25 protein-coding genes are annotated in these 26461 nt (G+C 61.1%); 9 read left to right on the forward strand and 16 right to left on the reverse strand.

What is annotated here, in order from left to right; genetic code table 11:
- Positions 1 to 42: 42 nt before the first annotated feature.
- From HDC30_RS14315 to HDC30_RS14360, 10 genes are all read right to left on the reverse strand, one after another.
- Positions 43 to 1230, reverse strand: a complete 1188-nt coding sequence (locus HDC30_RS14315) for an ATP phosphoribosyltransferase regulatory subunit (RefSeq protein WP_047600701.1) — start codon at positions 1228 to 1230, stop codon at positions 43 to 45.
- 313 nt (positions 1231 to 1543) lie between these two features.
- Positions 1544 to 2413: a protease modulator HflC gene (gene hflC, locus HDC30_RS14320; protein WP_027611416.1), complete on the reverse strand. Its 870-nt coding sequence runs from the start codon at positions 2411 to 2413 to the stop codon at positions 1544 to 1546.
- The gene (hflK, locus tag HDC30_RS14325; RefSeq protein WP_007967435.1) at positions 2413 to 3588 is read right to left on the reverse strand and encodes an FtsH protease activity modulator HflK; all 1176 of its coding nucleotides are present in this window, start codon (positions 3586 to 3588) and stop codon (positions 2413 to 2415) included. The genes hflC and hflK overlap by 1 nt, the downstream gene beginning before the upstream one ends.
- A 96-nt stretch (positions 3589 to 3684) precedes the next feature.
- The gene (gene hflX, locus HDC30_RS14330) at positions 3685 to 4986 is read right to left on the reverse strand and encodes a ribosome rescue GTPase HflX (protein WP_183783702.1); all 1302 of its coding nucleotides are present in this window, start codon (positions 4984 to 4986) and stop codon (positions 3685 to 3687) included.
- A 12-nt stretch (positions 4987 to 4998) separates the two neighbouring features.
- Positions 4999 to 5259 (reverse strand): RNA chaperone Hfq, encoded by a 261-nt coding sequence (hfq, locus tag HDC30_RS14335; RefSeq protein ID WP_003221112.1) that lies wholly within the window; start codon positions 5257 to 5259, stop codon positions 4999 to 5001.
- Positions 5260 to 5353: 94 nt separating this feature from the next.
- Positions 5354 to 6325 carry a tRNA (adenosine(37)-N6)-dimethylallyltransferase MiaA gene (miaA, locus tag HDC30_RS14340; protein ID WP_096794765.1) on the reverse strand — a complete coding sequence of 324 codons (972 nt, stop codon included), beginning with the start codon at positions 6323 to 6325 and terminating at the stop codon, positions 5354 to 5356.
- Positions 6325 to 8223 (reverse strand): DNA mismatch repair endonuclease MutL, encoded by a 1899-nt coding sequence (mutL, locus tag HDC30_RS14345; RefSeq protein WP_183783879.1) that lies wholly within the window; start codon positions 8221 to 8223, stop codon positions 6325 to 6327. Before mutL ends, miaA begins: the two co-directional genes overlap by 1 nt.
- 5 nt (positions 8224 to 8228) lie before the next feature.
- Positions 8229 to 9608 carry an N-acetylmuramoyl-L-alanine amidase gene (locus HDC30_RS14350; RefSeq protein ID WP_371260346.1) on the reverse strand — a complete coding sequence of 460 codons (1380 nt, stop codon included), beginning with the start codon at positions 9606 to 9608 and terminating at the stop codon, positions 8229 to 8231.
- A 51-nt stretch (positions 9609 to 9659) separates the two neighbouring features.
- Positions 9660 to 10130: a tRNA (adenosine(37)-N6)-threonylcarbamoyltransferase complex ATPase subunit type 1 TsaE gene (gene tsaE / locus HDC30_RS14355; protein ID WP_098966932.1), complete on the reverse strand. Its 471-nt coding sequence runs from the start codon at positions 10128 to 10130 to the stop codon at positions 9660 to 9662.
- Positions 10118 to 11617, reverse strand: coding sequence for an NAD(P)H-hydrate dehydratase (locus HDC30_RS14360; protein ID WP_183783704.1), 1500 nt, complete (start codon positions 11615 to 11617; stop codon positions 10118 to 10120). Before HDC30_RS14360 ends, tsaE begins: the two co-directional genes overlap by 13 nt.
- Before the next feature lie 63 nt (positions 11618 to 11680).
- Here HDC30_RS14360 and queG point away from each other — a divergent pair, with 63 nt between their 5' ends.
- Positions 11681 to 12751 carry a tRNA epoxyqueuosine(34) reductase QueG gene (gene queG, locus HDC30_RS14365; protein WP_150369528.1) on the forward strand — a complete coding sequence of 357 codons (1071 nt, stop codon included), beginning with the start codon at positions 11681 to 11683 and terminating at the stop codon, positions 12749 to 12751.
- Positions 12752 to 12753: 2 nt separating this feature from the next.
- Here the strand turns inward: queG and HDC30_RS14370 are convergent, their stop codons facing one another.
- From HDC30_RS14370 to orn, 3 genes are all read right to left on the reverse strand, one after another.
- Positions 12754 to 13800 carry a Fic family protein gene (locus HDC30_RS14370; RefSeq protein WP_183783706.1) on the reverse strand — a complete coding sequence of 349 codons (1047 nt, stop codon included), beginning with the start codon at positions 13798 to 13800 and terminating at the stop codon, positions 12754 to 12756.
- A 154-nt stretch (positions 13801 to 13954) separates the two neighbouring features.
- Positions 13955 to 14566: a trimeric intracellular cation channel family protein gene (locus tag HDC30_RS14375; protein ID WP_003221099.1), complete on the reverse strand. Its 612-nt coding sequence runs from the start codon at positions 14564 to 14566 to the stop codon at positions 13955 to 13957.
- A 204-nt stretch (positions 14567 to 14770) separates the two neighbouring features.
- Entirely contained in the window at positions 14771 to 15313 is a 543-nt protein-coding gene (gene orn / locus HDC30_RS14380) for an oligoribonuclease (RefSeq protein WP_003221098.1), read from the reverse strand.
- A 107-nt stretch (positions 15314 to 15420) separates the two neighbouring features.
- Here orn and rsgA point away from each other — a divergent pair, with 107 nt between their 5' ends.
- The 4 genes from rsgA (at position 15421) to HDC30_RS14400 (ending at position 18519) form a co-directional block, all read left to right on the forward strand.
- Entirely contained in the window at positions 15421 to 16452 is a 1032-nt protein-coding gene (gene rsgA, locus HDC30_RS14385; RefSeq protein WP_003221096.1) for a small ribosomal subunit biogenesis GTPase RsgA, read from the forward strand.
- A gap of 212 nt (positions 16453 to 16664) precedes the next feature.
- Positions 16665 to 17072 carry a TIR domain-containing protein gene (locus HDC30_RS14390; protein WP_027611408.1) on the forward strand — a complete coding sequence of 136 codons (408 nt, stop codon included), beginning with the start codon at positions 16665 to 16667 and terminating at the stop codon, positions 17070 to 17072.
- Positions 17073 to 17074: 2 nt separating this feature from the next.
- Positions 17075 to 18034: a caspase family protein gene (locus HDC30_RS14395; protein ID WP_098966926.1), complete on the forward strand. Its 960-nt coding sequence runs from the start codon at positions 17075 to 17077 to the stop codon at positions 18032 to 18034.
- Positions 18034 to 18519: a toll/interleukin-1 receptor domain-containing protein gene (locus HDC30_RS14400; protein ID WP_027611406.1), complete on the forward strand. Its 486-nt coding sequence runs from the start codon at positions 18034 to 18036 to the stop codon at positions 18517 to 18519. The genes HDC30_RS14395 and HDC30_RS14400 overlap by 1 nt, the downstream gene beginning before the upstream one ends.
- A gap of 52 nt (positions 18520 to 18571) precedes the next feature.
- Here the strand turns inward: HDC30_RS14400 and motB are convergent, their stop codons facing one another.
- Positions 18572 to 19648, reverse strand: a complete 1077-nt coding sequence (gene motB, locus HDC30_RS14405; protein ID WP_007967412.1) for a flagellar motor protein MotB — start codon at positions 19646 to 19648, stop codon at positions 18572 to 18574.
- Positions 19649 to 19651: 3 nt separating this feature from the next.
- The gene (motA, locus tag HDC30_RS14410) at positions 19652 to 20503 is read right to left on the reverse strand and encodes a flagellar motor stator protein MotA (protein ID WP_007952169.1); all 852 of its coding nucleotides are present in this window, start codon (positions 20501 to 20503) and stop codon (positions 19652 to 19654) included.
- Between the two features lie 166 nt (positions 20504 to 20669).
- On the opposite strand from motA, the gene HDC30_RS14415 reads away from it, so the two are divergent.
- The 3 genes from HDC30_RS14415 to asd are packed head-to-tail and all read left to right on the forward strand — an operon-like array spanning position 20670 to position 23944.
- Positions 20670 to 22208: an HDOD domain-containing protein gene (locus HDC30_RS14415; RefSeq protein WP_183783708.1), complete on the forward strand. Its 1539-nt coding sequence runs from the start codon at positions 20670 to 20672 to the stop codon at positions 22206 to 22208.
- A 42-nt stretch (positions 22209 to 22250) separates the two neighbouring features.
- Complete coding sequence (gene rhdA, locus HDC30_RS14420; RefSeq protein ID WP_098966921.1) at positions 22251 to 23084, forward strand: thiosulfate sulfurtransferase; 834 nt, start codon at positions 22251 to 22253, stop codon at positions 23082 to 23084.
- Positions 23084 to 23944 carry an archaetidylserine decarboxylase gene (gene asd, locus HDC30_RS14425; RefSeq protein WP_027611402.1) on the forward strand — a complete coding sequence of 287 codons (861 nt, stop codon included), beginning with the start codon at positions 23084 to 23086 and terminating at the stop codon, positions 23942 to 23944. The genes rhdA and asd overlap by 1 nt, the downstream gene beginning before the upstream one ends.
- 60 nt (positions 23945 to 24004) lie before the next feature.
- On the opposite strand, the gene HDC30_RS14430 is transcribed toward asd, so the two are convergent.
- Positions 24005 to 24406 (reverse strand): hypothetical protein, encoded by a 402-nt coding sequence (locus tag HDC30_RS14430; RefSeq protein WP_027611401.1) that lies wholly within the window; start codon positions 24404 to 24406, stop codon positions 24005 to 24007.
- 220 nt (positions 24407 to 24626) lie between these two features.
- Between HDC30_RS14430 and HDC30_RS14435 the strand changes: the two genes are divergently transcribed.
- A complete protein-coding gene (locus HDC30_RS14435; protein WP_183783710.1) occupies positions 24627 to 26381 on the forward strand; it encodes a molecular chaperone in 1755 nt (584 codons plus the stop codon).
- Positions 26382 to 26461: the final 80 nt, after the last annotated feature.

The following is a 26461-nucleotide window of genomic DNA, read 5'->3' on the forward strand; positions in this document are numbered from 1 at the left end:
CATTCGCGCAAACTTGGTGCCGGCGATGGCCGGCAGGAAAACTCAAGAAGCCAGTGGCGATACTTGCCAAAGCCCGTTCTGCTGAATCAATTGCCGGTCGCAGTCCGCATCACGGGCGGCGGCCAAAGGTTGTCCAGGCAATGCCTGAACGACACGCTGACCCTCACTGCGCAACTGGCAAACCTGCTGCCAGAGTGCCGCATCCGTACTGTCAGGCATCCAGATACCGCCAGACGGTAGCTCGATCTCAGCACGCCCCAGGGTCACCAGGGTTTTCAAATCGGTAGAGAAGCCGGTCGCCGGACGGGCACGACCGAAGTCGGCGCCGATGTCGTCGTAACGACCGCCCTGAGCGATGGACTGGCCCACGCCCGGGACAAACACCGCGAACACCACACCCGTGTGGTAGTGGTAGCCGCGCAGCTCGCCCAGGTCGAAGTACAGCGGCAACTCCGGGAAACGCGTCGCCAGACGATCGGCGATCTCCAGCAAATCTTCCAGCGCCGCCAGCACCGGCGCCGGTGCATTGGCCAGACGCTCACGGGCCGCACTCAGTACTTCACGGCCGCCACACAGATCGACCAGCGCCCGCAGCATGCCGGACAGATCGGCCGGCAGGCCTTCGGTCAAGGTAATGACCTCGTCGATGGCCTTGCGTTGCAACGCATCGAACAACTGCTGCTCGACTTCACCGGACAGACCGGCGGCACGCGCCAGACCACGGTAGATGCCGACATGGCCAAGGTCCATGTGCACATCCGGCACATCGGCCAGTTGCAGCATGGCCAGCATCAGGCTGATCACTTCAACGTCGCTGCTCGGGCTGGCATCGCCGTAGAGCTCGGCACCCAACTGGATCGGGCTGCGCGAGGACGACAGTGCACGCGGCTGGGCATGCAGCACGCTGCCGGCGTAGCACAGACGGCTCGGGCCTTCGCGACGCAGGGTGTGCGCATCGATGCGCGCCACTTGCGGCGTGATGTCGGCACGGAACCCCATCTGCCGACCCGACTGCGGGTCGATGACCTTGAAGGTACGCAGATCCAGGTCCTGGCCCGCACCGGTCAGCAGGGATTCCAGGTACTCGATATGGGGAGTCACGACAAACTCGTAACCCCAGCTCTGGAACAGATCCAACACCTGACGACGCGCGACTTCAATGCGCGCCGCTTCCGGTGGCAGTACTTCTTCGATGCCATCTGGCAGCAGCCAGCGGTCTACCGTTGCCATTACGCCATTCCCCTTTGATCCGGGCGGCCAGCCTGCGGGCGAGCCTTGAGTGAAGCAGAAAATGACCGATCCATTCAAAACGCACGCGCATGAACGACGCGGCGAAAGGCCTGTTACCGGCTTCGCCCATCACTTTCCTCGAAAAACGCTCGGGCCATTCAACCCGATGCCTGCAACAAAAAACAGCAATCAAACGTGCAGACGCAAAAAAGCCGGGAATTTCCCGGCTGCCGCATCATACACACGTTTTCCCAAAGGATCACCCCGCCCGAGGTTTTAGCCGCCGGGCGGAATGATTCAGGTCAACGTCGTATCAAGGCTTGGACTTTTCCAGGTAACGGAAGAAGTCGCTGCTTGGGTCGAGAACCATGACGTCGGATTTGTTCGCGAAGCTTTCACGGTAGGCACGCAGGCTACGGTAGAAACCGTAGAACTCCTGATCCTGGCCGTAGGCCTTGGAGTAGATCGCAGCGGCCTGGGCATCGCCATCACCGCGAATCTCTTCGGACTCACGATAGGCTTCAGCCAGCAGCACGCGGCGTTGACGATCGGCGTCGGCACGGATGCCTTCGGCCAGCTCGTTACCCTTGGCGCGGTGCTCGCGAGCTTCACGCTCACGCTCGGTGCTCATACGTTCGAACACGCTGCGGTTCACTTCTTTCGGCAGATCGATGGCCTTGACCCGGACATCGACGACTTCGATACCCAGCTCTTTTTCCGCCATCTTGTTCAGCGACGCGGTGATGTCAGCCATCAGCGCATCACGCTCACCCGACACCACTTCGTGCAGAGTGCGCTTGCCGAACTGGTCACGCAGACCGGATTCAAGACGACGGGACAGACGCTCGTCGGCGATCTGCTTGAGGCCGGAAGTCGCGGTGTAGAAGCGCTCAGCATCTTTCACCCGCCACTTGGCGTAGGCATCGACCATCACGGCTTTCTTTTCCAGGGTCAGGAAGCGCTGTGTCGGTGCATCCAGCGTCATCAGACGTGCGTCGAATTTACGCACCTGGTTAACGTAAGGCACTTTCACATGCAGGCCCGGCTGGACATCGGCCTGAACCACACGACCGAATTGCAGCAGCACCGCGCGCTCGGTCTGAGCCACGATATAGAAGCAGTTCCAGCCCACCAGCACCACGACAACGCCAACGATCAGGGCGATCAGCGATTTATTGCTCATCAGCGGGTCTCCCTTGTACGTGTCTGCGGCAGGTCAGTGACATGCGGCGCGACGTCCGTGTTGTTGCTGGCGGCAGCCGAACCGGTAACCGGTGCATTGCTGCCCGAACTGTTCTGGATCATTTTGTCCAACGGCAGGTAAAGCAGGTTGCTCTGGCCGTTCTTGTTGCCGGTCACGAGTACCTTGCTGGTATTGCTGAAGACTTCCTGCATGGTGTCCAGGTACAGACGCTGGCGGGTGACTTCAGGGGCCTTGCGATACTCGGCGACCAGTTTGGTAAAGCGATCCGCCTCACCCTTGGCGCGCGAAACCGTTTCGTCGCGGTAACCGTTGGCATCCTCGAGGATACGCTGGGCCTGACCACGGGCTTCCGGCACGACGCCGTTGGCGTAGGTTTCCGCCTGGTTGCGCGAACGCTGCTCGTCTTCACGGGCGCGGATCACGTCGTCGAAGGCTTCCTGCACTTCACGCGGTGCCGCTGCGCTCTGTACGTTGACCTGGGTGACGGTGATACCGGTGCGATAGGTATCGAGGAAACGTTGCAGACGCTCCTTGATTTCGCTGGCCATCAATTCACGACCTTCGGTCAGCACCTGATCCATGGCGGTCGAACCCACCACGTGGCGCAGGGCGCTGTCGGTCGCATGCTGCAGACTGATTTCCGGCTGATCGACGTTCAGCACGAAGTCCTGCAGATTGCTGATCTTGTACTGCACGGTCAGCGGCACTTCGACGATGTTCTCGTCTTCGGTCAGCATCTGGCCCTGCTTGGTGTAGGCACGCTCACGCGTGACGTTCTCCATGTACTTCTTGTCGATCGGCGGGAAGTAGATGTTCAGGCCGGGGCCGACAGTCTCGTAGTACTTGCCGAAGCGCAGCACCACGGCTTGCTCCTGCTCGTCGACCACATAGACCGCGCTGTACAGCCAGACAGCCGCCAGCACCACGAGGCCGATGCCGAGCAGACCGCCGAAGCCGCCACCACTCCTGCCCGAACCACCGCCGTCATCACCACCGCGTTTCTTACCACCACCGAACAACCCGTTCAGGCTTTCCTGCAGCTTTCGGAAGGCCTCGTCGAGATCCGGTGGCCCCTTGCGGTCGCCGTTATTGCGGCGCTTGCCACCCCAAGGATCCTGATTATTCGAGTTGCCACCCGGCTCATTCCAAGCCATAGCGCTCTCCATCTGATAAAGCAAAGACGCACCCACGGCGCGCCGACCAATGCTACAGAATGCCTGCCGTTGCGGCACAACCGCTTTGCCAGGCTTTTATTGCAAAGTGTGTTGCTCGATGAATTCCATCGGCTGCAATCCTTCGCGGCTTACCAGTCGATTCAACTCGACACGGGGCAAACGAACGGCCAGCAGGCAGATGCCTTCTTCGTCATGCTCTTCTTTCTGTACCGCACCAAGTTCGAAGAACTGCGCACGCAGTCGAGCGAACCGTTGCGGCAAGCGCAATGTCCCCACAAACAAATCACTGCCCAGCAACTCGGCAATGGCTTGCTCAAGCAATTCCAGCCCCGTGCCATCGCGCGCCGACAGCCAGACCCGCTGCGGTTTGCCATCGGCATCGCGCTGGATCTGTGGCTCAACGCCTTCAAGCAAATCGAGTTTGTTGTATACCTCGAGGATCGGCAAGTCCTGGGCTCCGATCTCGCCCAGTACCACCATCACCTGCTCGATCTGCAACATGCGATCCGGTTCGGCCGCATCGATCACGTGCAACAGCAGGTCGGAATTGCTCGACTCTTCGAGCGTAGACCGAAATGCCTCGACCAGCTTGTGCGGCAAGTGCCGAATGAAACCTACCGTGTCCGCCAGAACGATCGGCCCCAGGTCGTCCAGTTCCAGACGGCGCAGGGTCGGGTCCAGCGTGGCGAACAATTGGTCGGCCGCGTATACCTCGGACTTGGTCACATTATTGAACAGCGTGGATTTGCCGGCGTTGGTATAGCCCACCAGAGACACGGTAGGGATATCCGCACGGGAGCGGCCGCGTCGCGATTGCTCGCGCTGGCTGCGCACTTTTTCCAGACGACCCTTGATCTGACGCAGACGAACCCGCAGCAGACGCCGGTCGGTTTCGAGCTGGGTTTCACCCGGGCCACGCATGCCGATACCGCCACCCTGACGCTCAAGGTGAGTCCAGCCGCGAACCAGGCGGGTGCTCATGTGATCAAGCTGGGCCAGTTCTACCTGGAGCTTGCCTTCATGGGTACGGGCGCGCTGGGCGAAGATATCGAGAATCAGGCCGGTACGGTCGATCACGCGACACTCGAAAACACGTTCGAGGTTACGTTCCTGACTGGGCGTGAGAATGTGATTGAAAATCACCAGATCGGCCTTTTCGGCATGGACCAGGTCGCGTAATTCCTCGACCTTGCCGCTGCCAATCAGGAATTTGGCGGTTGGCCGATGACGCGGTACGTTAAAAAACGCAACGGTCTCGGCGCCCGCCGAATTAGCCAATTCCTGAAACTCCTGCGGATCTTCGCGCGCCTCAGGGGCCTGACCTTCCAAGTGAACGAGGATGACTCGCTCACCACCACCGTGGCGCTCAAAGAACAAAGGAGACTCCTATCAGGCGTTACCTGGCTCAGCGTCACCTGCATCGGATTCGGTTGCGCTAGGCAGACGAATTGGACGTACTGGCACGACTGTCGAGATAGCGTGTTTGTAAACCATCTGGCTGACGGTGTTTTTCAGCAGGATAACGAACTGGTCGAACGACTCGATCGTGCCTTGCAGTTTGATACCGTTGACCAGGTAGATGGAAACCCCAACTTTCTCTTTACGTAAAGTATTCAAGTAAGGGTCTTGTAGCGAATGCCCTTTTGACATGTGCCGCACTCCTTTAAGGATTCAATAATAAAAATAGGTAATTCAGATGGCTTTGGCCGCCACACCCCCAAGGATAGACGGCAATTGCAAGGACTCAGCTCAATATGGAGATGGTCCCAAGGTATTTCAAGGCGCGTGGCAGATTGTCGCAATCAAGACTGTCCAGCCAGTGCAGTTCTTCCCAGCTGCGCAGCCAGGTGAACTGGCGCTTGGCCAATTGACGCGTGGCAATGATGCCGCGTTCCTGCATTTCAGCTAACGACAGCTTGCCATCCAGGTAGTCCCAGACTTGGCGGTAGCCTACCGCACGTATAGACGGCAACCCGGAATGCAGGTCACTTCTTTTACGCAGGGCTACGACCTCGTCGATGAACCCCTGTTCCAGCATATTTGTGAATCTTTGTTTAATGCGCTCATGCAGTACCTGGCGATTTGCCGGAGCAATGGCCAAGTTCGCGACAGTATAGGGCAATTGTTGCCGTCCCGAAGCGGCTGCTTCAGTACTTTGCGCAGATTGTTGCTGACGCAGGGCAGTCATGCTCTGACCGCTGACCCGATAAACCTCCAGCGCCCGACTCAGGCGCTGCGGATCGTTCGGATGAATGCGTGCCGCCGACACCGGATCGATGCTCGCCAGCTGATCGTGCAGGGCTTGCCAGCCAAGGCGTGCAGCCTCTTCTTCGATCTGCGCACGGACCTCGGGATCCGCCGCCGGCATGTCCGCCAGGCCATCAACCAACGCCTTGTAATAGAGCATGGTGCCGCCAACCAGCAGCGGAATTTTCCCGCGTGCGGTGATTTCAGCCATGGCTTGCAGGGCATCGCGGCGGAAATCCGCAGCCGAATAGGCCTCGGCCGGATCGAGAATGTCGATCAGCCGGTGCGGAAACTCGGCCAGTAGTTCTTTCGATGGCTTGGCGGTGCCGATGTCCATGCCGCGATAGACCAGCGCCGAGTCGACGCTGATCAGCTCGCACGGCAGCACCTTGGTCAGCTCGATGGCCAGGTCGGTCTTGCCCGCAGCGGTCGGGCCCATCAGGAAAATCGCTGGAGGAAGCTGGCTCATCAACGACCGCGCAGGAACAGTTTGTCCAGATCGTCCAGGCCCAGTTGGGTCCAGGTCGGTCGGCCATGGTTGCATTGACCGCTGCGTTCGGTGTTTTCCATGTCGCGCAGCAGGCCGTTCATTTCCGGCAGGGCCAGGCGCCGGTTGGCACGGATCGCGCCGTGGCAGGCCATGGTGCCGAGCAGTTCGTTCAGGTGCGCCTGAATCCGGTCGCTGGTGCCGTATTCCATCAGGTCCGACAGCACGTCACCCACCAGACGATTGGCCTCGGCCTGCTTGAGCAGCGCCGGAATCTGGCGGATTGCCAATGTTTCTGGGCCCAGACGCTGCAGCTCGAAGCCCAGTTTCTGGAACCATGCAGCGTGTTCTTCAGCGCAATCGGCTTCACGCTGACTGACCGCCAGCGACTCCGGCACCAGCAGCGGCTGGCCGCTGAGGCCTTCGCTGGCCATGGCGATTTTCAGGCGTTCGTACATGATCCGCTCGTGCGCGGCATGCATGTCCACCAGCACCAAACCCTGAGCATTCTCGGAGAGAATGTAGATGCCCTTGAGTTGCGCCAGCGCGTAACCGAGCGGCGGAATGTCTTCCTGGCCGGCTGGCAGCGCGTTGGCATTCGCTTCCGGCAGCGGTGCGAAGAACTCGCGGTAAGCAGCTTGTGCCTCGGCGGCCGGCACAGCCGACTGCGGACGCGGCGTGTACTGATATTGATAAGCGCCGCCAGCGCTGGCGCCCGACGAAGTATTGAACGCCGGTTGCGCCTGCGGCTGTTCCAGCAGCGCGTTGGCCGCCAGACGCATTTCGCCCTGCGGGCCGAACTCGCCGGCCTCGATGCCGCTTGGACGGACCACAGCGGTGGTGACAGAGCCGGCCAACTGATCTTCCGGACGCACATCGCCCAACGCGCGGTGCAATGTGCCGTAAAGGAAGTCATGCACCATGCGTCCGTCACGGAAGCGCACTTCGTGCTTGGTCGGGTGCACGTTGACGTCCACCGCCGCCGGATCGACTTCGAAAAACAGCGCGAAGGTCGGATGACGACCGTTGAACAGCACATCGCGATAAGCCTGACGCACCGCGTGGGCCACCAGTTTGTCGCGTACCGCACGGCCGTTTACGAAGAAATACTGCAAGTCCGCCTGGCTGCGGTTGAAGGTTGGCAACCCGACCCAGCCCCACAAGTGCAGGCCATTGCGCTCGATCTCGATCGGCAGCGCCTGTTCGAGGAAGCCCGAACCACAGATCGCCGCCACACGCCGAGCGCGGGCTGCATCATCGTGGGCCTCGTGCAGGCTGAGGATGGTCTTGCCGTTGTGGCGCAGATGGAAGGCCACGTCGAAACGCGCCAGCGCCAGTCGCTTGATCACTTCTTGCAGGTGATCGAATTCGGTTTTTTCGGTCTTGAGAAACTTGCGCCGCGCCGGGGTATTGAAGAACAGATCGCGCACTTCCACCGACGTACCGACCGGATGCGCCGCCGGCTGCACCCGAGGCGCCATGTCGCGACCTTCGGTTTCGACCTGCCAGGCCTGATCGGCGTCGCGGGTGCGCGAGGTCAGGGTCAGGCGCGCCACGGAGCTGATCGACGCCAGTGCTTCACCACGGAAGCCCAGGCTCATCACCTGCTCCAGATCTTCGAGATTGCGAATCTTGCTGGTGGCGTGACGCGCCAGCGCCAGCGGCAGGTCGTCGGCGGAAATGCCGCTGCCATCGTCACGCACCCGCAGCAGCTTGACGCCTCCTTGCTCGACATCGACATCGATGCGTTTGGCACCGGAGTCGAGACTGTTTTCCAGCAACTCCTTGATCACCGAAGCCGGGCGCTCGACCACCTCGCCGGCGGCGATCTGGTTCGCCAGCCGCGGGCTGAGCAGTTCGATGCGTGCGGCGTTCAACACCTGATTCATTCTTTGGACGCCAGTTCGGTGCCGGGAATGGTCAGGTGCTGGCCGATCTTCAGCTCATCGCTACTGAGGTTGTTGGCACTGCGCAGCGTCGCGGGGGACACCTGATAACGCACGGCGATCATCGCCAGCGTCTCGCCCGGGCTCACGCGGTGATCGCGCGGGCCTTGGGCGATCTTGCCGGAGTCGCGCAGCCAGGCGATGTAGGTGCCCGGTGGCGGATTCTGCTGGAAGAACTGGCGCACGCCGCTGCTGATCGAACGCGCCAGCGCCTGCTGGTGGCTTGAAGCCGAGAGCTTGTTCGCTTCGTTGGCGTTGGAGATGAATCCGGTTTCGACGAGGATCGACGGGATGTCCGGCGACTTCAACACCATGAACCCGGCCTGCTCCACGCGCTGCTTGTGCAACGGAGTCACGCGACCGATGTTGGTCAGGACTTTCTGGCCGACGTTGAGGCTGGAAGTCAGCGATGCGGTCATCGACAGGTCAAGCAGCACGCCGGCGAGCATGCGGTCCTTGTCGTCGAGGCTGACATTGCCGGCACCACCGATCAGGTCAGAACGGTTTTCGCTGTCGGCCAGCCAACGGGCAGTCTCCGACGTCGCGCCGCGATCAGACAGTGCAAACACCGAGGCACCGAAGGCTGCCGCAGACGGCGCGGCATCGGCATGGATCGAAACGAACAGGTCAGCGCCCTTCTTGCGGGCAATTTCGGTACGGCCGCGCAACGGGATGAAGTAGTCACCGGTACGGGTCAGCTCGGCGCGGAAACCTTTCATGCCGTTGACCTGACGCTGCAGCTCGCGGGCGATCTGCAGCACCACGTCTTTCTCACGCTGGCCGCGCGAGCCGGACGCACCCGGGTCTTCGCCGCCGTGACCGGCGTCGATCACCACAATGATGTCGCGCTTGCCGGCCGGGGCCGGTGGCAGTTTGATCGCCGGTTCCGACGGCGTTACTGGCACTGCCGGCACGGTGGCGACGGATGGCGTCGGGGCTGGCGGCGGCGCGGCATCGGCCGGGTTGTCGAACAGGTCGACCACCAGACGGTTGCCATATTGCGCGTTCGGCGCCAGCGAGAAACTTTTCGGGGTGACGGCTTTTTTCAGGTCGATGACCACTCGCAGATCGGTCGGCGTGCGCTGGGCCGAGCGCATCGCGGTGATCGGCGTGTTAGCAGTCGAGACCTTTAACGGCGCCCCCAGGGTGGCGCCATTGATGTCGATCACCAGCCGATCCGGTGCGGTCAGGGTGAAGACGCTGTGCTGCACCGGACCGCTCAGGTCGAAGACCAGTCGCGTGTTGTCCGGCGCCCGCCACAGGCGCACGCTGTTGACCTTTGTCTCGGCCACAGCGTTGACGGTTACTGCCATCAACATCAGTCCAACGGCAGCCACCAACGCGCGAAAGCGCATACCTAACCCCATCATTTAATTGGATTCCAATGCCAAAGCGGCACACCAGGCCTCGCCACGCGAGCCCTGGGATAAAATTTTCAGCGAACGCCCGCTGTCTTGCGGGCTAATGGTAATGGTCAGGTCAGGCTTTGGCAAAAAGCCTGCACCTTTATCGGGCCACTCGATCAGGCACAGGGCATCGTCTTCGAAATAGTCGCGGATCCCGAGAAACTCCAGCTCCTCCGGATCGACCAGGCGATACAGGTCGAAGTGGAAGGCGCGCACATCACCGATCTCGTAGGGTTCGACCAAGGTGAAGGTCGGACTTTTTACCGCGCCGACATGCCCCAACCCACGAATGATGCCCCGCGACAGGGTGGTTTTGCCCATGCCCAAATTGCCTTCCAGGAAAATCAGGCCGTGGCCCTGGGTAATGCGGGCGATCCGTGCGCCAAAGTCGCTCATGGCCTGTTCATCGGCCAGGTACAGGGTTACTTCAGACACGGTGCATGCTCCTCCAACAACTGACGAATGACTGGAATCAGATCACTGGCCGCCAGTCCACGGCCGAATTTACCTTGTTGCGCGCCGGCATTGGCGTGCAGCCAGACTGCCAGGCGCGCGGCATCGAAGCCATCCATGCCTTGGGCCAACAACGCGCCAGTCAAGCCGGCGAGTACGTCGCCCAGGCCGGCGGTGGCCATGGCCGGATGGCCTTGATGACACAGCGCCAGACGCCCATCGGGGTGGGCGATCAAGCTGCCGGCGCCTTTGAGCACGACGACGGCCGAGCATTTTTTGCTCAACGCCCGCGCGGCGGCCGGACGATCTGCCTGCACCTCGGCAGTGCTGATCCCTAACAGGCGCGCCGCCTCGCCCGGATGCGGGGTGATCACGCAATCCTCAGGCAGGCTGACAAACCCGCTCGCCAGCAGATTCAATGCGTCGGCGTCCCACACCTGTGGCAGCGGCGCATTGGCGGCAGCGGACAACAGTGCCCGCCCCCAACTCGCCTGTCCGAGTCCCGGACCAACCACCAGCACCGAAACCTTTTCCAGCAGCCCCATCAACTGATTGGCCGACGACGTGCCGAGCACCATGACTTCCGGCATCCGCGTCAGTGCTGCCGGGACATGTTCCGCACGGGTTGCCAGCGACACCATCCCGGCGCCACTGCGCAAGGCCGTTTCGCTACTGAGCAGAATCGCCCCGCCAAAACCCTGATCGCCGCCGATCAGCAGCAAGTGCCCGAAGCGCCCTTTGTGTACAGCGGGCGCACGCGGGGCCAATCGTGGAAGATTAGCCGCCGAGAGACGCAGAGCGCTGACAGGAATGTCACGGTAAATGTCGGCGGCGGCTTGCAGATCGTTAAACACCAACGCCCCGACCTGATCCGCCGCCGCCCCGGTGAACAGGCCGAGCTTCAAGCCGATGAAAGTCACGGTAAGGTCAGCGTGAACCGCAACGCCGAGGACATGTCCAGTATCGGCAGACAATCCGGAAGGAATATCCACCGCCACCACCGGCAGGCCACTGGCATTGATCGCCTTGATTGCAGCGGCATACGGCTCACGTACATCGCCGGCCAGCCCGGTGCCGAGCAAGGCATCGACAATCACCCCGCGCAGCTCGCTTTGCGAGGTCCAACCCTGCACGGCGACGCCATCGTTGATGGCCTGCGCATAAGCCTGTGCTGCATCGCCCTGCAAACGTTGCGGATCACCGACGGCCAGCACCCGCACCGCCCACCCGGCCCGGTGCGCCAGCGCGGCGATCAGAAAACCATCACCGGCGTTGTTGCCATGCCCGGCCAGCACCGTCATTTCGCTCGCCGACGGCCATTGCCGTACCAGTGCACGCCAGGTCGCGTGCGCGGCGCGCTGCATCAATTCGAAGCCCGGCGTACCCGCAGCGATCAGCCGCGCATCGAGTGCTCGCACCTGTGCGGCGCCATACAGCGCGTCGGGTAATTGATCTTTCGTGTGCGGCATGCGTCTTCGGGCTCCGATGTCTGGCAGAATTATACGCACCTCAGCTCCGGTTTCTCTCGCCTCATGTCCGCCATCACCACAGATCTGCCCGCCCTCGCCCAATCGATCAAGGATTGGGGCCGCGAGCTGGGCTTCCAGCAAGTCGGCATCAGCGGTCTGGACCTGGCCGAGCATGAGCAGCACCTGGAGCGCTGGCTCGCCGCCGGCTACCACGGCGAAATGGATTACATGGGCGCCCACGGCAGTAAACGCTCGCATCCGGAGCAACTGGTTCCGGGTACGTTACGCGTGGTTTCGCTGCGCATGGACTACCTGCCCGGCGACACGCAAATGGCGCAAATGCTCGCGCAACCGGAGAAAGCCTACGTTTCGCGTTATGCCTTGGGCCGCGATTACCACAAATTGATCCGTAAACGTGTGCAGCAATTGGCTGACAGGATTCAATCCGAGATCGGCCCGTTCGGTTTTCGCGCCTTCGTCGACAGCGCCCCGGTGCTGGAAAAAGCCATCGCCGAGCAGGCCGGGCTGGGCTGGATCGGCAAAAATACCCTGGTGCTGAACCGCAAGGCCGGCAGCTATTTCTTCTTGAGCGAACTGTTTGTCGATCTGCCGCTGCCGGTGGACGAACCGCACAGCAGCGAACATTGCGGGCGCTGCACGGCGTGCCTGGACATCTGCCCGACCAACGCCTTCGTCGGCCCCTATGTGCTGGACGCCCGGCGCTGCATCTCGTACCTGACCATCGAGCTGAAAAACGCCATCCCCGAAGACCTGCGCCCACTGATCGGCAACCGCGTATTCGGCTGCGACGACTGCCAGATCGTCTGCCCGTGGAACCGCTTCGCCCGACCCTCCGGGGAAAGCGATTTCAAGCCACGGCACAACCTGGACAACGCCGAACTGGCGGAACTGTTTCTGTGGGACGAGGATAAATTTCTCAGCAGCACCGAAGGCTCACCGCTGCGCCGTGCCGGTTACGAGCGCTGGCTACGCAATCTGGCGGTCGGGCTGGGCAACGCGCCATCGAGCATTCCGGTGCTGGAAGCCTTGAAGGCGCGCCGTGACTACCCATCAGAGCTGGTGCGTGAACATGTTGAGTGGGCGCTGAAACAGCACGCTGAACGCCGTAATTGAGGCTATGCCGGCTTTCTCCACTTGGCTGTGCGCCCCTTACCTGTCGGCTCAATCAGCCCTTCTGCTTTCAGTGATCGTAAAACCAGGCGCACTGTATCGCGACTGACTCCCGGACAGGACTCTTCAATTTCCGAGATGGAAAAAGGGAGGACTCGCTTCAAGGCTTCGTCTCTGATTCGGTCGCTTTTACCACCTCGACGCTTCTCAATCGTACCCACTCGCTCTTCGAACTCTTTGTACGCTCTAAGCAATGCCCCCCAAAAATAATCCATCCATGGCCGAACATCATGCGTGCCCTCGTGCCATCCCTGAGAACTCAGTTCGAGTGTTGCGTAATAGCCCTCCTTTGACTCCTCGAATATCCGTTCAAGACTGATAAATCGCCCGACTCGGTAATCAAATTGATAGAGCAGCAGCAATGTCAGCAGACGAGCGACGCGACGATTTCCGTCAGAGAAGGGGTGTATGCAAAGGAAGTCGAGGACCGTAAGCGGCACTAAAACCAAAGGGTCAGCCAGATTCAATGCCAGCGCCCGGTGGTAATGCCCCAGGGTTTCAGTCACCGCAATAGGGGTCATATGAGCAGGAACAGGTTGGAAGCGAATCCGCGATGAACCATCGGCATGACGCTCGATGATGTCGTTGTTCATCGCCTTCCATTCACCACCATCCTGAGGTAGATAGCGGTAAAGAAGACTGTGTAATTGTCTAAGAACACCTTCGGAAAATGGCATCCCATCGGCAGATTCATGGATGAGTGACAGTGCGTCCCGATAGCCAGCAATCTCCTGTTCGGATCGGCTCTTGGGATCAGTGTTTTTGCTCATCAGTGACTTCAGCCGCGCTGGCGCGACAGTTACACCCTCCAGTCGGTTAGATGACTCCGTGGATTCGATTACGGCTATCTGCGTAAGCCCTTGGAGGACCTGCGGCGATTGAGCAACGAACAGTTGTTGCTTACCCCGAAACTCTCCCAATGCACGAAGCGTCGCAATCTGAAGACCGTCGAAGCGCAAGGCGTCAAGAAATTCCGGGGTGAGTGAGTGCATGATTCAGGCAGCCGTCTAAATGAGGTAAAAAGACTTAAATAGGGTATTTCATGACAAAATACCCCTTTTAGGCTTTATTTTTTACCCTATTTAGAGGCGCAGCATCTATTCAACATTCCCGACAGAATATTTCCACGCGCCCGCCAGCGTGACGTCAAGGTGCGTCGTTATAAACGAACTTGGGCATTTCCCAGTGGAAACGAATGGCCAGCAACCGCAACAGAAAACCGCCGAACAGGGTAATCAGAATCGCCTGCTCGCTCGGCACATTCAGGTACAGGCAGAGCATGTAGCACCACGCGGCGGCGAACGAGACGCTGGCGTACAGTTCGCGGCGGAAGATCAGCGGGATGTCGTTGCAGAAGATGTCGCGCAGGATGCCGCCGAAGACGCCGGTGATCACACCGCTGACCGAAGCCACCAGCATGCCGTGGCCCATTTCCAGCGCGGTCATGCAGCCGATCAGGGTAAACGCCACCAGACCGACCGCATCGAGCACCAGAAACAATGAGCGCAGGTGACGCATCCAGCGTGCGGTGAATACAGTGAGCATCGCGGCGGCCGAGGTCAGCACCAGGTATTCCGGGTGCTTGACCCACGTCAGCGGATAATGCCCCAGCAACACGTCACGTACCGAACCGCCGCCCAATGCCGTGACGCAGGCGATCAACACCACCCCGAACCAGTCCATGCCGCGCCGCCCGGCAGACAGCGCGCCGGTCATGGCTTCAGCGGTAATGGCGATCAGATAGAGCATCAGCAACATGGCGGCGGTCCTGGCAGGAAGGCGCGCAGTCTAGCCATTTCAGCGCCGCACCAGAAGGGGGCGCGCTCCGGGATGCATTTCTGAACTGAATCTTACGGGACTCTGACGCCCTCTTCGCGAGCAAGCCCGCTCCCACAGGGGGAACGCATTCCAAATGGTGGGAGCGGGCTTGCTCGCGAAGACGTCAGGGCAGACACCCCTCAATCAGAACTTGATGAAATGCTTGCGGTAGTGCTGCAGCTCGGCGATCGACTCGCGGATGTCGTCCAGCGCCAGGTGAGTGCTGCCCTTCTTGAAGCTGTCGCGCACGTCCGGTGCCCAGCGTGCGGCCAGCTCTTTGAGCGTCGACACGTCGAGGTTGCGGTAGTGAAAGTAGCTTTCCAGCGCCTTCATGTGGGTATAAAGGAAGCGGCGATCCTGGCAGATGCTGTTGCCGCAGATCGGCGACTTGCCTTTCGGTACCCATTTTTCCAGGAAAGCGATGGTTTCGGCCTCCGCCTCGGCCATGCTGATACGGCTGTCACGCACGCGCTGGGTCAGGCCCGAGTTGCCGTGGGTGCGGGTGTTCCACTCGTCCATGCGGGCGAGCACTTCGTCACTGTGGTGAATGGCGATCACCGGGCCTTCGGCCAGGGTGTTCAGGTCACTGTCGGTGACGATGGTCGCCATTTCGATGATGACGTCGTTTTCCGGATCCAGACCGGTCATTTCCAGGTCGATCCAGATCAGGTTCTGCGGGTTTTGCATATTCGGGCTCCTAGGCAATGCTGCGCAGTTTAGCCTAGGCCGGTGCCCGGGCGTGCTAAACTCGCGGCCGTTTTACCTAATCGCTGCATTCTTCAGACGGAACACCCATGGCCAAACGCCAACTCAATCGTCGTCAAAACTGGCGCATCGAAAAGATTCAGGGCGAGCGCGCCGCCCGCGCCGCCAAACGCGAGTCCTCGGCGGTCGAAGCCCTCGAGGGCGGCGACCTCGGCCCCGAGCAACACGGCCTGGTGATCGCCCACTTCGGTGTGCAGGTCGAAGTCGAGGCTGTGGACGGCGAACAAGCCGGCCAGGTTTTCCGTTGCCACTTGCGCGCCAACCTGCCGGCGCTGGTGACCGGTGATCGGGTGGTCTGGCGCGCCGGCAACCAGGGCATCGGGGTGATCGTTGCGCAACTGCCGCGCAGCACCGAACTCTGCCGCCCGGACAGCCGTGGCCAGCTCAAGCCGGTGGCCGCCAACGTCGACATGATCGTCATCGTCTTCGCACCGCTGCCCGAGCCGCATGCCAACCTGATCGACCGCTACCTGGTCGCTGCCGAACACGCCGGCATCCGCCCGTTGCTGTTGCTGAACAAGTTCGACCTGATCGACGAGCAGAACGCCCCGGCGCTCAATGCCCTGCTGGCGGTGTACCGCACGCTGGGTTATCCGGTGCTAGAAGTCTCGGCGCATCACGGCAATGGCATGGAACAGTTGCAGAAGCAGCTCGACGGGCGCATCAGCGTGTTCGTCGGCCAGTCCGGCGTCGGCAAGTCGTCGCTGGTCAACAGCCTGCTGCCGGAAGTCGAAACCCGTGTCGGCCCGTTGTCGGAGCTGTCCGGTCAGGGCACGCACACCACGACCACCGCACGCCTGTTCCACTTCCCGGGCGGCGGCGAGTTGATCGACTCCCCGGGTATCCGTGAGTTCGGTCTGGGCCACGTCAGCCGCGCCGACGTCGAAGCCGGTTTCATCGAGTTCAACGACCTGCTCGGCACCTGCCGCTTCCGCGACTGCAAGCACGATCGCGAACCCGGTTGCGCACTGCTCAAGGCCCTGGAAGACGGCCGCGTGCAGCAGCAGCGGATGAACAGCTACCGCTCGATCATCGCCAGCCTGCCGGAAAACGGCTACTAAACATCTGCACCGGCAGCCTCTCGCCCGAGGGCTGCCGGATGTCGGACCGCGCCTGACAAATCCTCGATTCCGTTAAACGTCAGACTCTTCTGACAGACTCGTTCGCACCTGTTTGCAGGACATTTCTCTTTCACCGCCCAGCCCTTGTAGGCTCGCGTCAGATGCCTAGATTGGGGTCCTCCTTCGCACCTTCGCGACCTTCGAGGAACCCCATGCAGACCTACCATTTGTTCATCAGCCATTCGTGGAACTACGCCCACGCTCACGACAATCTGGTACGCCTGCTCGGCGCCAGACCGGATTTCAGTTTCAAGAATTTTTCCGTGCCGCCGCACAACCCGATCATGGGCGCGCAGACAGACAAGCAACTCGAAGAAGCCATCGAGAACAAGATTCGCCCGTGCTCGGCGGTGCTGATCATGGCCGGGATGTATTCGACTTACAGCAAGTGGATCAACAAGGAAATCGAGATCGCCAAGCGCATGGGCAAAGTGATCATCGCGATCAAGCCGTTCGGCGCCGAGCGTATTTCCAGCGTCGTGCGTGAGGCGGCGCACGCCGAGTGCGCGTGGAACACCAACAGCATCATCGGTGCGATCCGTCAGCACACGGCGGTGTAACCATGCGCAAGGGACTGTTTATCGGCATCAACCACTACGACCACGTCTCGCCCTTGAGCGGCTGTAACAACGACGCCATGGCCATGGCGTCGGTGCTGGAACGTCATGCCAACGGGCGACCGAACTTCAGCAGCAAAGTGCTGACTTCAGCCGAAGAAAAACTCACGCTCAGCCACATGAAACAGCAGATCCAGAGCCTGTTCTCAGGCGATTGTGACGTGGCACTGCTGTACTTCGCCGGCCATGGTCAGTTTGACACCAGCATCGACGAAGGGCTCCTGATTCCCCAGGACTATCAGCCTGGCGGAGACGGGATCCGCATCAGCGACATTCTGGAGTGGGCAGACAAGGCCCCGCACATCAAGAACAAAATCATCATTCTCGATTGCTGCCAGGCCGGCGCAGCAGGCGCCATGCGCAATCTGCGTGGCGGCAGCAGTGTGATCGGCGAAGGCGTGACCATTCTCACGGCCTGTAAAAAAGAACAGTACGCCCTGGAAAGTCGCGGTCATGGCGTCTTCACGGATCTGTTGCTGCAAGCGCTGCACGGTGGCGCTGCCAACGTACTCGGCAAGGTCACCCCCGGTAGCGTTTACTCGTTTGTCGACAATGCGCTGGGCGCCTGGGAACAGCGTCCGGTATTCAAGACCAATGTCTCGCAGTTCGTACCGCTGCGCGAAGTCGCGCCGCTGATTGCCGAGGAAACCCTGCGCAAACTCAAGGACTGGTTCCCCGAGCCGAGCTTCGTTTTCAGACTCGATCCCAGCTACGAGCCCACCGAAGCACTGTTCGACCCCGAACACGGCGACATCTTCAAGCAACTGCAAATGTGCAATCGCCACAGCCTGATCGAACCGGTGGATGCCGAGCACATGTACTACGCCGCCATTCACTCCACTGGCTGCCGCCTCACGGCGCTCGGCGCCTATTACCGTGAACTCGCCCTCAAAGGACACTTCTGATGCCCGTATTCATCAGCTACCGCCACATGGATCGCCCGCAGGCCATGGCGATCAATGCGCAATTGATGCAGGCCAACATCAAGACTTACCTCGACGTACTCGACCCGGAGTCGCAGACCACCGACGACATCACCGGGGTGATCACCCGCAACATCACCGAATGCACGCACCTGCTGGCAGTGGTTTCGGAGAAAACCGCGTTGTCGTGGTGGGTGCCGTTCGAAATCGGCGAAGCGACGATCAGCAACCGACGGATCTGCTCGTTCCGCACCGGGCCGGCAAAGCTGCCGGAGTATCTGGACAAGTGGCCGAAGCTGAGCACGGCCAGTGATCTGAATTTCTTCATCGATGCCTATCGTGAAGAAGTATCGAGCAAGCGCTCGATGACGCTGGATTCGAGCAACGAATCCTTCAGCGGCACCTATAAGCGCAACGCCGATCTTTTCCATGAACAACTGAAGAACCGGATTCGGCGCGGTTTCTGAAGCCGATCAACAGCCACAAAAAAGCCGACATCACTGTCGGCTTTTTTGTTGGTCACTGCTTCGGCGCGGGAGCCGGTGCAGCGGCGGGCGGAGCTGTTGGCGCTGGCGCCGCAGCCCCTGGCGCGGCCGGTTTCGGTGCGGCGTCGTCGAACAGGTTCAAGCGTTCGCGCAACTCGTGCGCCGGCACAGGTTGCTGATCCGCCGGCAGCGCGTTCGGATCGACCGGCGTCGCCGGAGCGGCGCCGTTCTGACCTTCGGCGGCTGGCTTGGCCGCGTCGGCACCTTGCGAACCTTCGATGGCGGCCTGGGCCTTTTTGGTCAGGACCACAATGTCGATGCGGCGGTTGACCGGGTTGAACGGGTTTTCCTTGTCGAACAGCGCCGACGAGGCGTAACCGACGACCCGCGCCACCTGCGAATCCGGATAGCTGCCTGCCACCAGCGCACGCCGCGCGGCGTTGGCACGGTTGGCCGAGAGTTCCCAGTTACCGAAATCGCCGGTGCCGGTGTACGGCTTGGCGTCGGTGTGGCCGCTGATGCTGATCTTGTTCGGCACCGCTTTGATGGTGTCGGCCATGGCCAGCAGGATGTCTTCGAAGTACGGCTTCAGACGCGCGGAGCCCGAGTCGAACATCGGCCGGTTTTCCGCGTCCATGATCTGAATGCGCAAGCCGTTCGGGGTGATCTCGAACAGGATCTGATCCTTGAACTTCTGCAGCTGCGGGTTCTCGTCGACCTTGTTCTGCAGTTCTTGCAGCAACAGCTCCAGGCGCTCTTTCTCGACCTGCTCGGCCATGCCTTCGACCTGTTCGGTGTCGACCGTGACCTTGTCCGGTTGCGGCTGCGACTTCACCTCAGGGTTGAGGGTGTTTTCTGGGGCCAGGGTCGGCGTGCCGCCCAGATCAATGATGTACGGCGTGCCACTTTCGGAGAAGCCGACCGGGTCCTTGAAGTAACCGGCGATGGCGATCTTTTGCTCAGGCGTTGCGGTGGACAGCAGCCACAACACCAGGAAGAACGCCATCATCGCCGTGGCGAAGTCGGCGAAGGCGATTTTCCACGCCCCGCCGTGGTGCCCACCGGCTATGCGCTTGACGCGCTTGATGATTATCGGCTGATTATTTTCCATGGCTTAGCGACCGCGAACGGCTTGTTCCAGCTCGGCAAAGCTTGGACGGTGCGCCGGGTACAGAACCTTGCGCCCGAACTCCACGGCCAGCGATGGCGGCATACCGGAAGCCGACGCCACCAGCGAGGCCTTGATGGCTTCGTAGACGTTCAGTTCTTCCTTGGCATCGTGCGCCAGGGAATGCGCCAACGGCCCGAAGAAACCGTAGGCCGCGAGAATACCGAAGAAGGTACCGACCAGTGCCGCACCTACGTGCAGACCGATGGATTTCTGATCGCCTTCACCCAGCGACGCCATGGTCACCACGATACCCAGTACCGCCGCGACGATACCGAAACCGGGCATGGCGTCGGCGATGCCGTTCACCGCATGGGACGGGTGCTCGAGGTCTTCCTTGAGGCTGTAGAGTTCCATGTCGAACAGGCCTTCCAGCTCATGCGGAGCCATGTTGCCGGAGGACATGATGCGCAGGTAATCGCAGATGAACGCGGTCATGCGTTCGTCTTTGAGCACGGCCGGGTACTTGGCGAAGATCGGGCTCGCGGCAGCGTCTTCGATGTCGCCTTCGATGGCCATCATGCCTTCGCGGCGGCTCTTGTTGAGGATCTCGTAGATCAGGCCGAGCACTTCCAGATAGAACGTGTGGCTGAAGCGCGAACTGAACATGCTCAGGGATTTCTTGAGCACGTGCATCGTCATGTAACCGGGGTTGGCCTGGAGGAATGCACCGAGGGCCGCACCACCGATGATCATCACCTCGAAGGGCTGGATCAGGGCGGCAATTTTGCCGTGGGAGAGCACGTATCCGCCGAGCACGCTCGCGAATACGACGATGATGCCGATAATTTTAGCCATAGGTAGAAAGTACTTATTTAAGTCGGGTTCAAGGTCATATTCGGAAGTTAAAAAATCTCTTCTTCTACTTATCGGCAAAACTGCGCCAGACTATAGCCAGTTCAGGCGAAAAGCCAATTTAGCCCATGCCGGGCGCGTCTACAGTCAGTGAAGATCTCGTCCAGACATGGCTAATGAAACGAACGTCCCACACGCAAAACCGACCACGCTCGAGGGCTGGGTCAAACTGCTCGATGGCGTGCGCCTGCCCGTGCCGCAAGAGGCGCACGACAAGGTTTGCCGGGCGATCCGTGACAACCGCAGCTCGCTGCGCGATATCGCCGACCTGATGCAGGACAGTCCGGCGCTGGCCTTGAGCATCATCCGTGAGGCAAATCGTCACACCCACGGCACCATGGCCGCTCCGGCGGAAAATCTCGAGGTGGCGATCAACCGTCTGGGCCTGGCGCGTACCGAAGAATTGCTCGCACGTCTGCCCGTCGAACCGCAGATGCAGATCCCCAAGGCCTTGCGCCAACTGCAGATGATCAGCCAGCACGCGACACAACAGGCCAACGGTTTTTTTGCCAGTCGCCTGGCGCGCCTGTGGCAGGACATTCACTGGGGCAGCCTGTTGTTTCTGTCGCCGTTATGGCCGCTGGCGCTGACGTTTCCCGAATTGCTCGAAGAGTGGGAGCTGCGGGTTATCCACAAGGGCGAATCGGCGCGCACGGTCGAGAAGCAACTGTTTGGCGTGCGCCTGCTGAAGATCGCCGAAGCGCTGGTCCAGGTCTGGCACCTGCCGATCTGGGTGCAGCAGGGCTATAAGCTGCTGCTCAGCGAACAGCGCGAACTGGTGAAAGTTCTGCGCATCGCCCGCGACAGCGAACATCCGTTGCGCCAGCAGAATCGCCTCGACGACGATCCGACCCTGCGCCGCTGGCTCAACCAACCGGCCAACACCGTGTTGCTGGCCAACGGCCTGGCGCTGTCGGCACAACAGGCCTGGGACAGTCCGCACAGCGAGCGCTGGCAGTACCTGACCAGCCTTTATCTGCAAATCTCGATGGACGAAGTGCAGCAGCAGTTGCACCAGCAAGCCGCCAACAGCGCGCGCCAGCATGCCATGCCCGATCTGTGGCACCCGGCCGTTTCATTATTATGGCCATGGGGCACCCATCGCTTGCCGGCCGGGATGCTGCCGGCGGCGGCGCCGAATGCCGAGGATCTGACTCAATGGCGCCGGCAATGCGCCGAACTGCTGGCCGATCCGAGCCGCTTCACCAATGCCATGAGCCTGACCGTCGCCGCCCGTGATGCGCTGGTCGCCAGCGGCATGCGCCGGGTGATGATTCTGATGGCCGACCGCACGCAATCGAATCTGCGGGTGAACCAGACCTTCGGTTTGCCGAAGGAAGCCGCCGCGCTGAATTTTGTCGTCAGTCAGAGCAAAGTCTTGCAGCGCCTGCTCGCCCAACAGGCGCAGGTGCGGATCACCCCCGAGAACAACGCACAATTTTCCGCATTGTTGCCGCCGGGCCTGCGTGCGCTGTTCCGTGGCGAGCATCTGTTCCTGCGTTCGCTGGTCAATAACGGCCGGGTGATCATGATCGTCGTCGCCGACCAGGGCGGTGGGCCGTTCGCCGACATCAGCGTGCAAGCCTTTGGCAAAACCGCACAGTGCATCGAAAAGGCCCTGCACAGCTTTAGCAGCCGTGGTCGATGAGGCTGCGCTACAATCCCCCCCTTTGTGCTCTGGAGACCTCACATGTCTGACTTCTCTGGCTTGCCGCTCGTCATCGAACCGAGCGACCTGCTCCCTCGGCTGGATGCCAGCGAACTGATTCTGGTGGACCTGACCAGTGCCGCCCGCTATACCGAGGGCCATCTGCCCGGCGCACGTTTTGTCGACCCCAAGCGCACCCAGCTCGGCCAGCCGCCGGCGCCGGGGCTGCTGCCGGCCAAAGCCGATCTGGAGGCGTTGTTCGGTGAGTTGGGCCATCGTCCAGACGCGGTCTACGTGGTCTATGACGACGAGGGCGGTGGCTGGGCCGGGCGTTTCATCTGGCTGCTCGACGTGATCGGTCACGACAAATACCACTACCTCGACGGCGGTCTGCCGGCGTGGCTGGAAGCCGGCATGCCGATGTCGATCCAGGTGCCGCCTGCGGTCGGCGGCCCGGTGGCGCTGACCCTGCACGACGAGCCGACGGCAACCCGCGAATACCTGCAAAGCCGTCTCGGCGCCGCCGATCTGGCGATCTGGGACGCACGCGGGCCGCTGGAATATTCCGGTGAGAAAGTCCTGGCCGCCAAGGGTGGGCACATCCCCGGCGCCGTGAACTTCGAGTGGACCGCCGGCATGGACAAGGCGCGTCAGCTGCGGATTCGCACGGACATGCCGCAGATCCTCGAAGACCTCGGGATCACCAAGGACAAAGAAATCATTACCCACTGCCAGACCCATCACCGGTCGGGCTTCACTTATCTGGTGGCCAAGTCCCTCGGTTATCCGCGGGTCAAGGGCTACGCCGGTTCCTGGGGCGAATGGGGCAACCACCCTGACACGCCTGTCGAGATTCAAGGTTCTAAGGACAACTAATGAAAGAGCGTCTGTTTATCCTCAGCCAGTACCTGCTGCCTCATCACCTGCTGTCGCGCCTGGCCGGCTGCGTTGCCGAGTGCCGCGTGCGCTGGTTCAAGAATGCCTTCACCCAGTGGTTCGCCAAGCGTTATCAGGTGGACATGTCGCAAGCGCTGGTCGAAGACCTGACCGCCTATGAGCACTTCAACGCGTTCTTCACCCGAGCCCTGAAAGACGGCGCGCGGCCACTGGATCAGACCCCGGGCGCGATCCTCAGCCCGGCCGACGGTGCGGTCAGCCAGCTCGGCCCGATCGAACACGGTCGGGTGTTCCAGGCCAAGGGCCACAGCTTCAGCGTGCTGGAACTGCTGGGCGGTGACACGGCGAATGCCGCGCCGTTCATGGGCGGCGACTTCGCCACCATTTACCTGTCGCCGAAGGATTATCACCGCGTGCACATGCCGCTGGCCGGCACCCTGCGCGAAATGGTCTACATCCCGGGCCGGATCTTCTCGGTCAACCAGACCACCGCGGAAAACGTTCCGGAGCTGTTCGCCCGCAACGAGCGTGTAGCATGCATTTTCGACACCGAACGCGGGCCGATGGCCGTGGTGCTGGTCGGCGCGATGATCGTCGCTTCGATCGAAACCGTGTGGGCCGGTCTGGTCACCCCACCGAAGCGCGAACTGAAAACCTTCCGCTACGACGAAGCCGCCCGTGCGCCGATTCATCTGGAAAAAGGTGCGGAACTGGGGCGCTTCAAACTGGGTTCGACGGCGATCGTGCTGTTTGGCCCGGATCAAGTGAAATGGGCTGAAGAACTGGTGGCGGGTTCGCCAGTACAAATGGGCCAGGCCCTGGCCCTGCCGACGGCCTGAGCCGGCTGATCCGCCCTTTCACACGTCTGTGAAGGGGCGGACACGACCTGGGAGGCGCCGTTACTCTATCTGCCCACGGAAGCCGATCGGCCCTTCGTTGGCGTAGGTATTGGTGCCACTGAGGTTTTTCCCTCCATCGCTGGAAGTGACGCTCAACGCGACAACGTTCTGATTGTCCCGGCCACCGATCACCCACTTGCCGCCCGGATGCCATGGGGCATCATTGCCACCCCACTGGTTCTCGACGTTGTATTGATTCTGACCGGTGCGCTGCGCCTTGAAGCCAATCGGGCCTTCGCCGGCGTAAGTCATGGTGCCGGTGAAGCTTTTGCCGCCATCGCCCGACTTGATCTCGATGGCGACGACTTGCTGGTTGTCCCGCCCGCCCAGCACCCAGGTTCCACCCGGATGCCACGGTGCCGAACTACCGCCCCATTGATTTGCCACTGCATATTTAGACATGAACCTCATCTCCTTGAAGTTTCGGGAGACCTGCCCGAGGTTGACGGCAGGCCGTGCAACCGTGCGTTTCCGATCGCACGTCTGAGAGACTAGTAGGGCTTGTTGAATGGCATCCGGCCAGTAGACCAGCGGTCAAAAAGCCTGACGCCATCCGGCGAAACAAACCACAGCTGCTAGAGTTCTTGGTGTTGCCAATTTCGCCGCTGGAGCCAGTCACGGCATGAGTGAGTCACGCCCCCAACCCTCCCTGCGCGCCCCGATCCCGACGCAAACGCGCCTGTCGTTCTGCGAAGCCACCCCGCGCGATCTCAAGCGCTGGATCGCCGGCCTGCCCAAGGCCAACATCGGTGAAACTGCCCGCCAGTTGTACCAAAGCCTGGGCGAACTCAACCAATTGCTCACCCCCAGTGACAATCGCCTGCAACTGCTGGAGTTACTGCGCCCCGAGGTTTACTTCGTCTGCCAGCATCTGGAGCGGCACTTCCTGCATCAGGCAATCATGCTCGATGACCGCTCGCGCAAGATCAGCAACCTGTGTCAGGCGCTGCAAAGTCATCTGGCCATTGGCTACAAGCAGATTGTTCTGCGCATTGTCCCCAAGTATCTCAAGGATCGTGCGGCGCTGGTCAGTCAGGCCCTGCAACGGGCCGCGCATGCGCTCAAGGGGCAACTGCTGCGGGCGACGCAGCTGTACAGTCCGCCGCCGGAACATCTGTGGTTCGAGCTGCATCAGTTGTATCGCTGCGCTTGCGCCTTGCAGTTGCAACAGCGCCGGGTACATGACGATCTGGCGAGCCTGAGCAGCGAACTGAGCCTGGAACAGACCTACATCGCCGCCCTGCTGCTGGGCAGCGCCCGTTGCAATCAATTGCGGCAGAACCAGATCGCCCGGCTGGCCGAAGTGCTGGAGCCGTGGAGTGCCCTACTCAAATTGCATCCCGGCAGTCCGCAGGATGGACTGTTCGCCATCAGCGCTGAACTGGACGCCGGCCCGCGCTACCGCAGCATGTTTCGCAAAGAACAACAGGGCGCACTGCTGGGCTTCGATCCGCAACCGCTGGTGAACGTGGTCGAAGCGCATTTACTGCAGCAGGAGACGTCGACGCCGCTGCCGATCCCGGCAGGACTGAGCCTCGACACCCTGCAACATGTGCACGCCAGTTGGGGTCAGGCCGCCGAGCGCAGTTTTCAGCGCACCGCCGGTCAAGGCAACCTGACTGTTTGTGTCGGCATGAGCGCCCTGCACTTTTACCTGGGCGGCGAACGCAGCTTCAGCGAACTGCTCAAACATCCCGGCACCCGCGCGGCGAACTTCAGCCGCGTGGTAGTCCAGGGCGAAAAGGACAGCTGGAGCCAGGCCTTCGACGCCGCACCGCAGGGCGCGACTGAAGAGTTGCTGCCGTACGAAGAAATCCAGTACGACCATCTGGGCGAAGACGAGAGCAACGCGGACAGCCCTCCGCACTACCCGACCTACAGCTTGCCGGTGATCAACCACAGTCCCGGCGGCTATTGTCTGGCGTGGCCGAGCGAAGTACCCGCCGAATTGCAGGCCGGGGAAATGCTCGGAATTCAGGACAGTGCGAATCAGGGCTGGAGCATTGCGGTGGTGCGCTGGATTCGTCAGGTGCGCGGCAGCGGGCCGCAAATGGGCATAGAACTGGTGGCGCCACACGCCGAACCCTGCGGTTTGCAACTGGTGCGCTCGCGAGATGATCACAGTCAGTACTTGCGCGGTCTGCTGCTACCGGAGATCAGCGCCATCGACTTGCCCGCGACCTTGCTCGCCCCGCGCCTGCCGTTTCAGGAAGGCAATAAAGTGCTGATCAACACCCACGGCGAAGAACACCGCGCCGGGCTGGATCGACGGGTGGCGAGTACGCACAGTTTCAATCAGTTTGCCTATCGCTCGCTGGAAGCCGCGCAGAATGGCGGGGGCGAGGAGGATTTCGATTCGTTGTGGAAGTCGCTTTAAGTACCCGCCGATGGATCGGCGGCGCTACCTTCGCGAGCAGGCTCGCTCCCACACTGGAATGCATTTCAACTGTGGGAGCG

Source organism: Pseudomonas sp. JAI115, from assembly GCF_014200835.1.
GTDB classification, from domain to species: domain Bacteria; phylum Pseudomonadota; class Gammaproteobacteria; order Pseudomonadales; family Pseudomonadaceae; genus Aquipseudomonas; species Aquipseudomonas putida_A.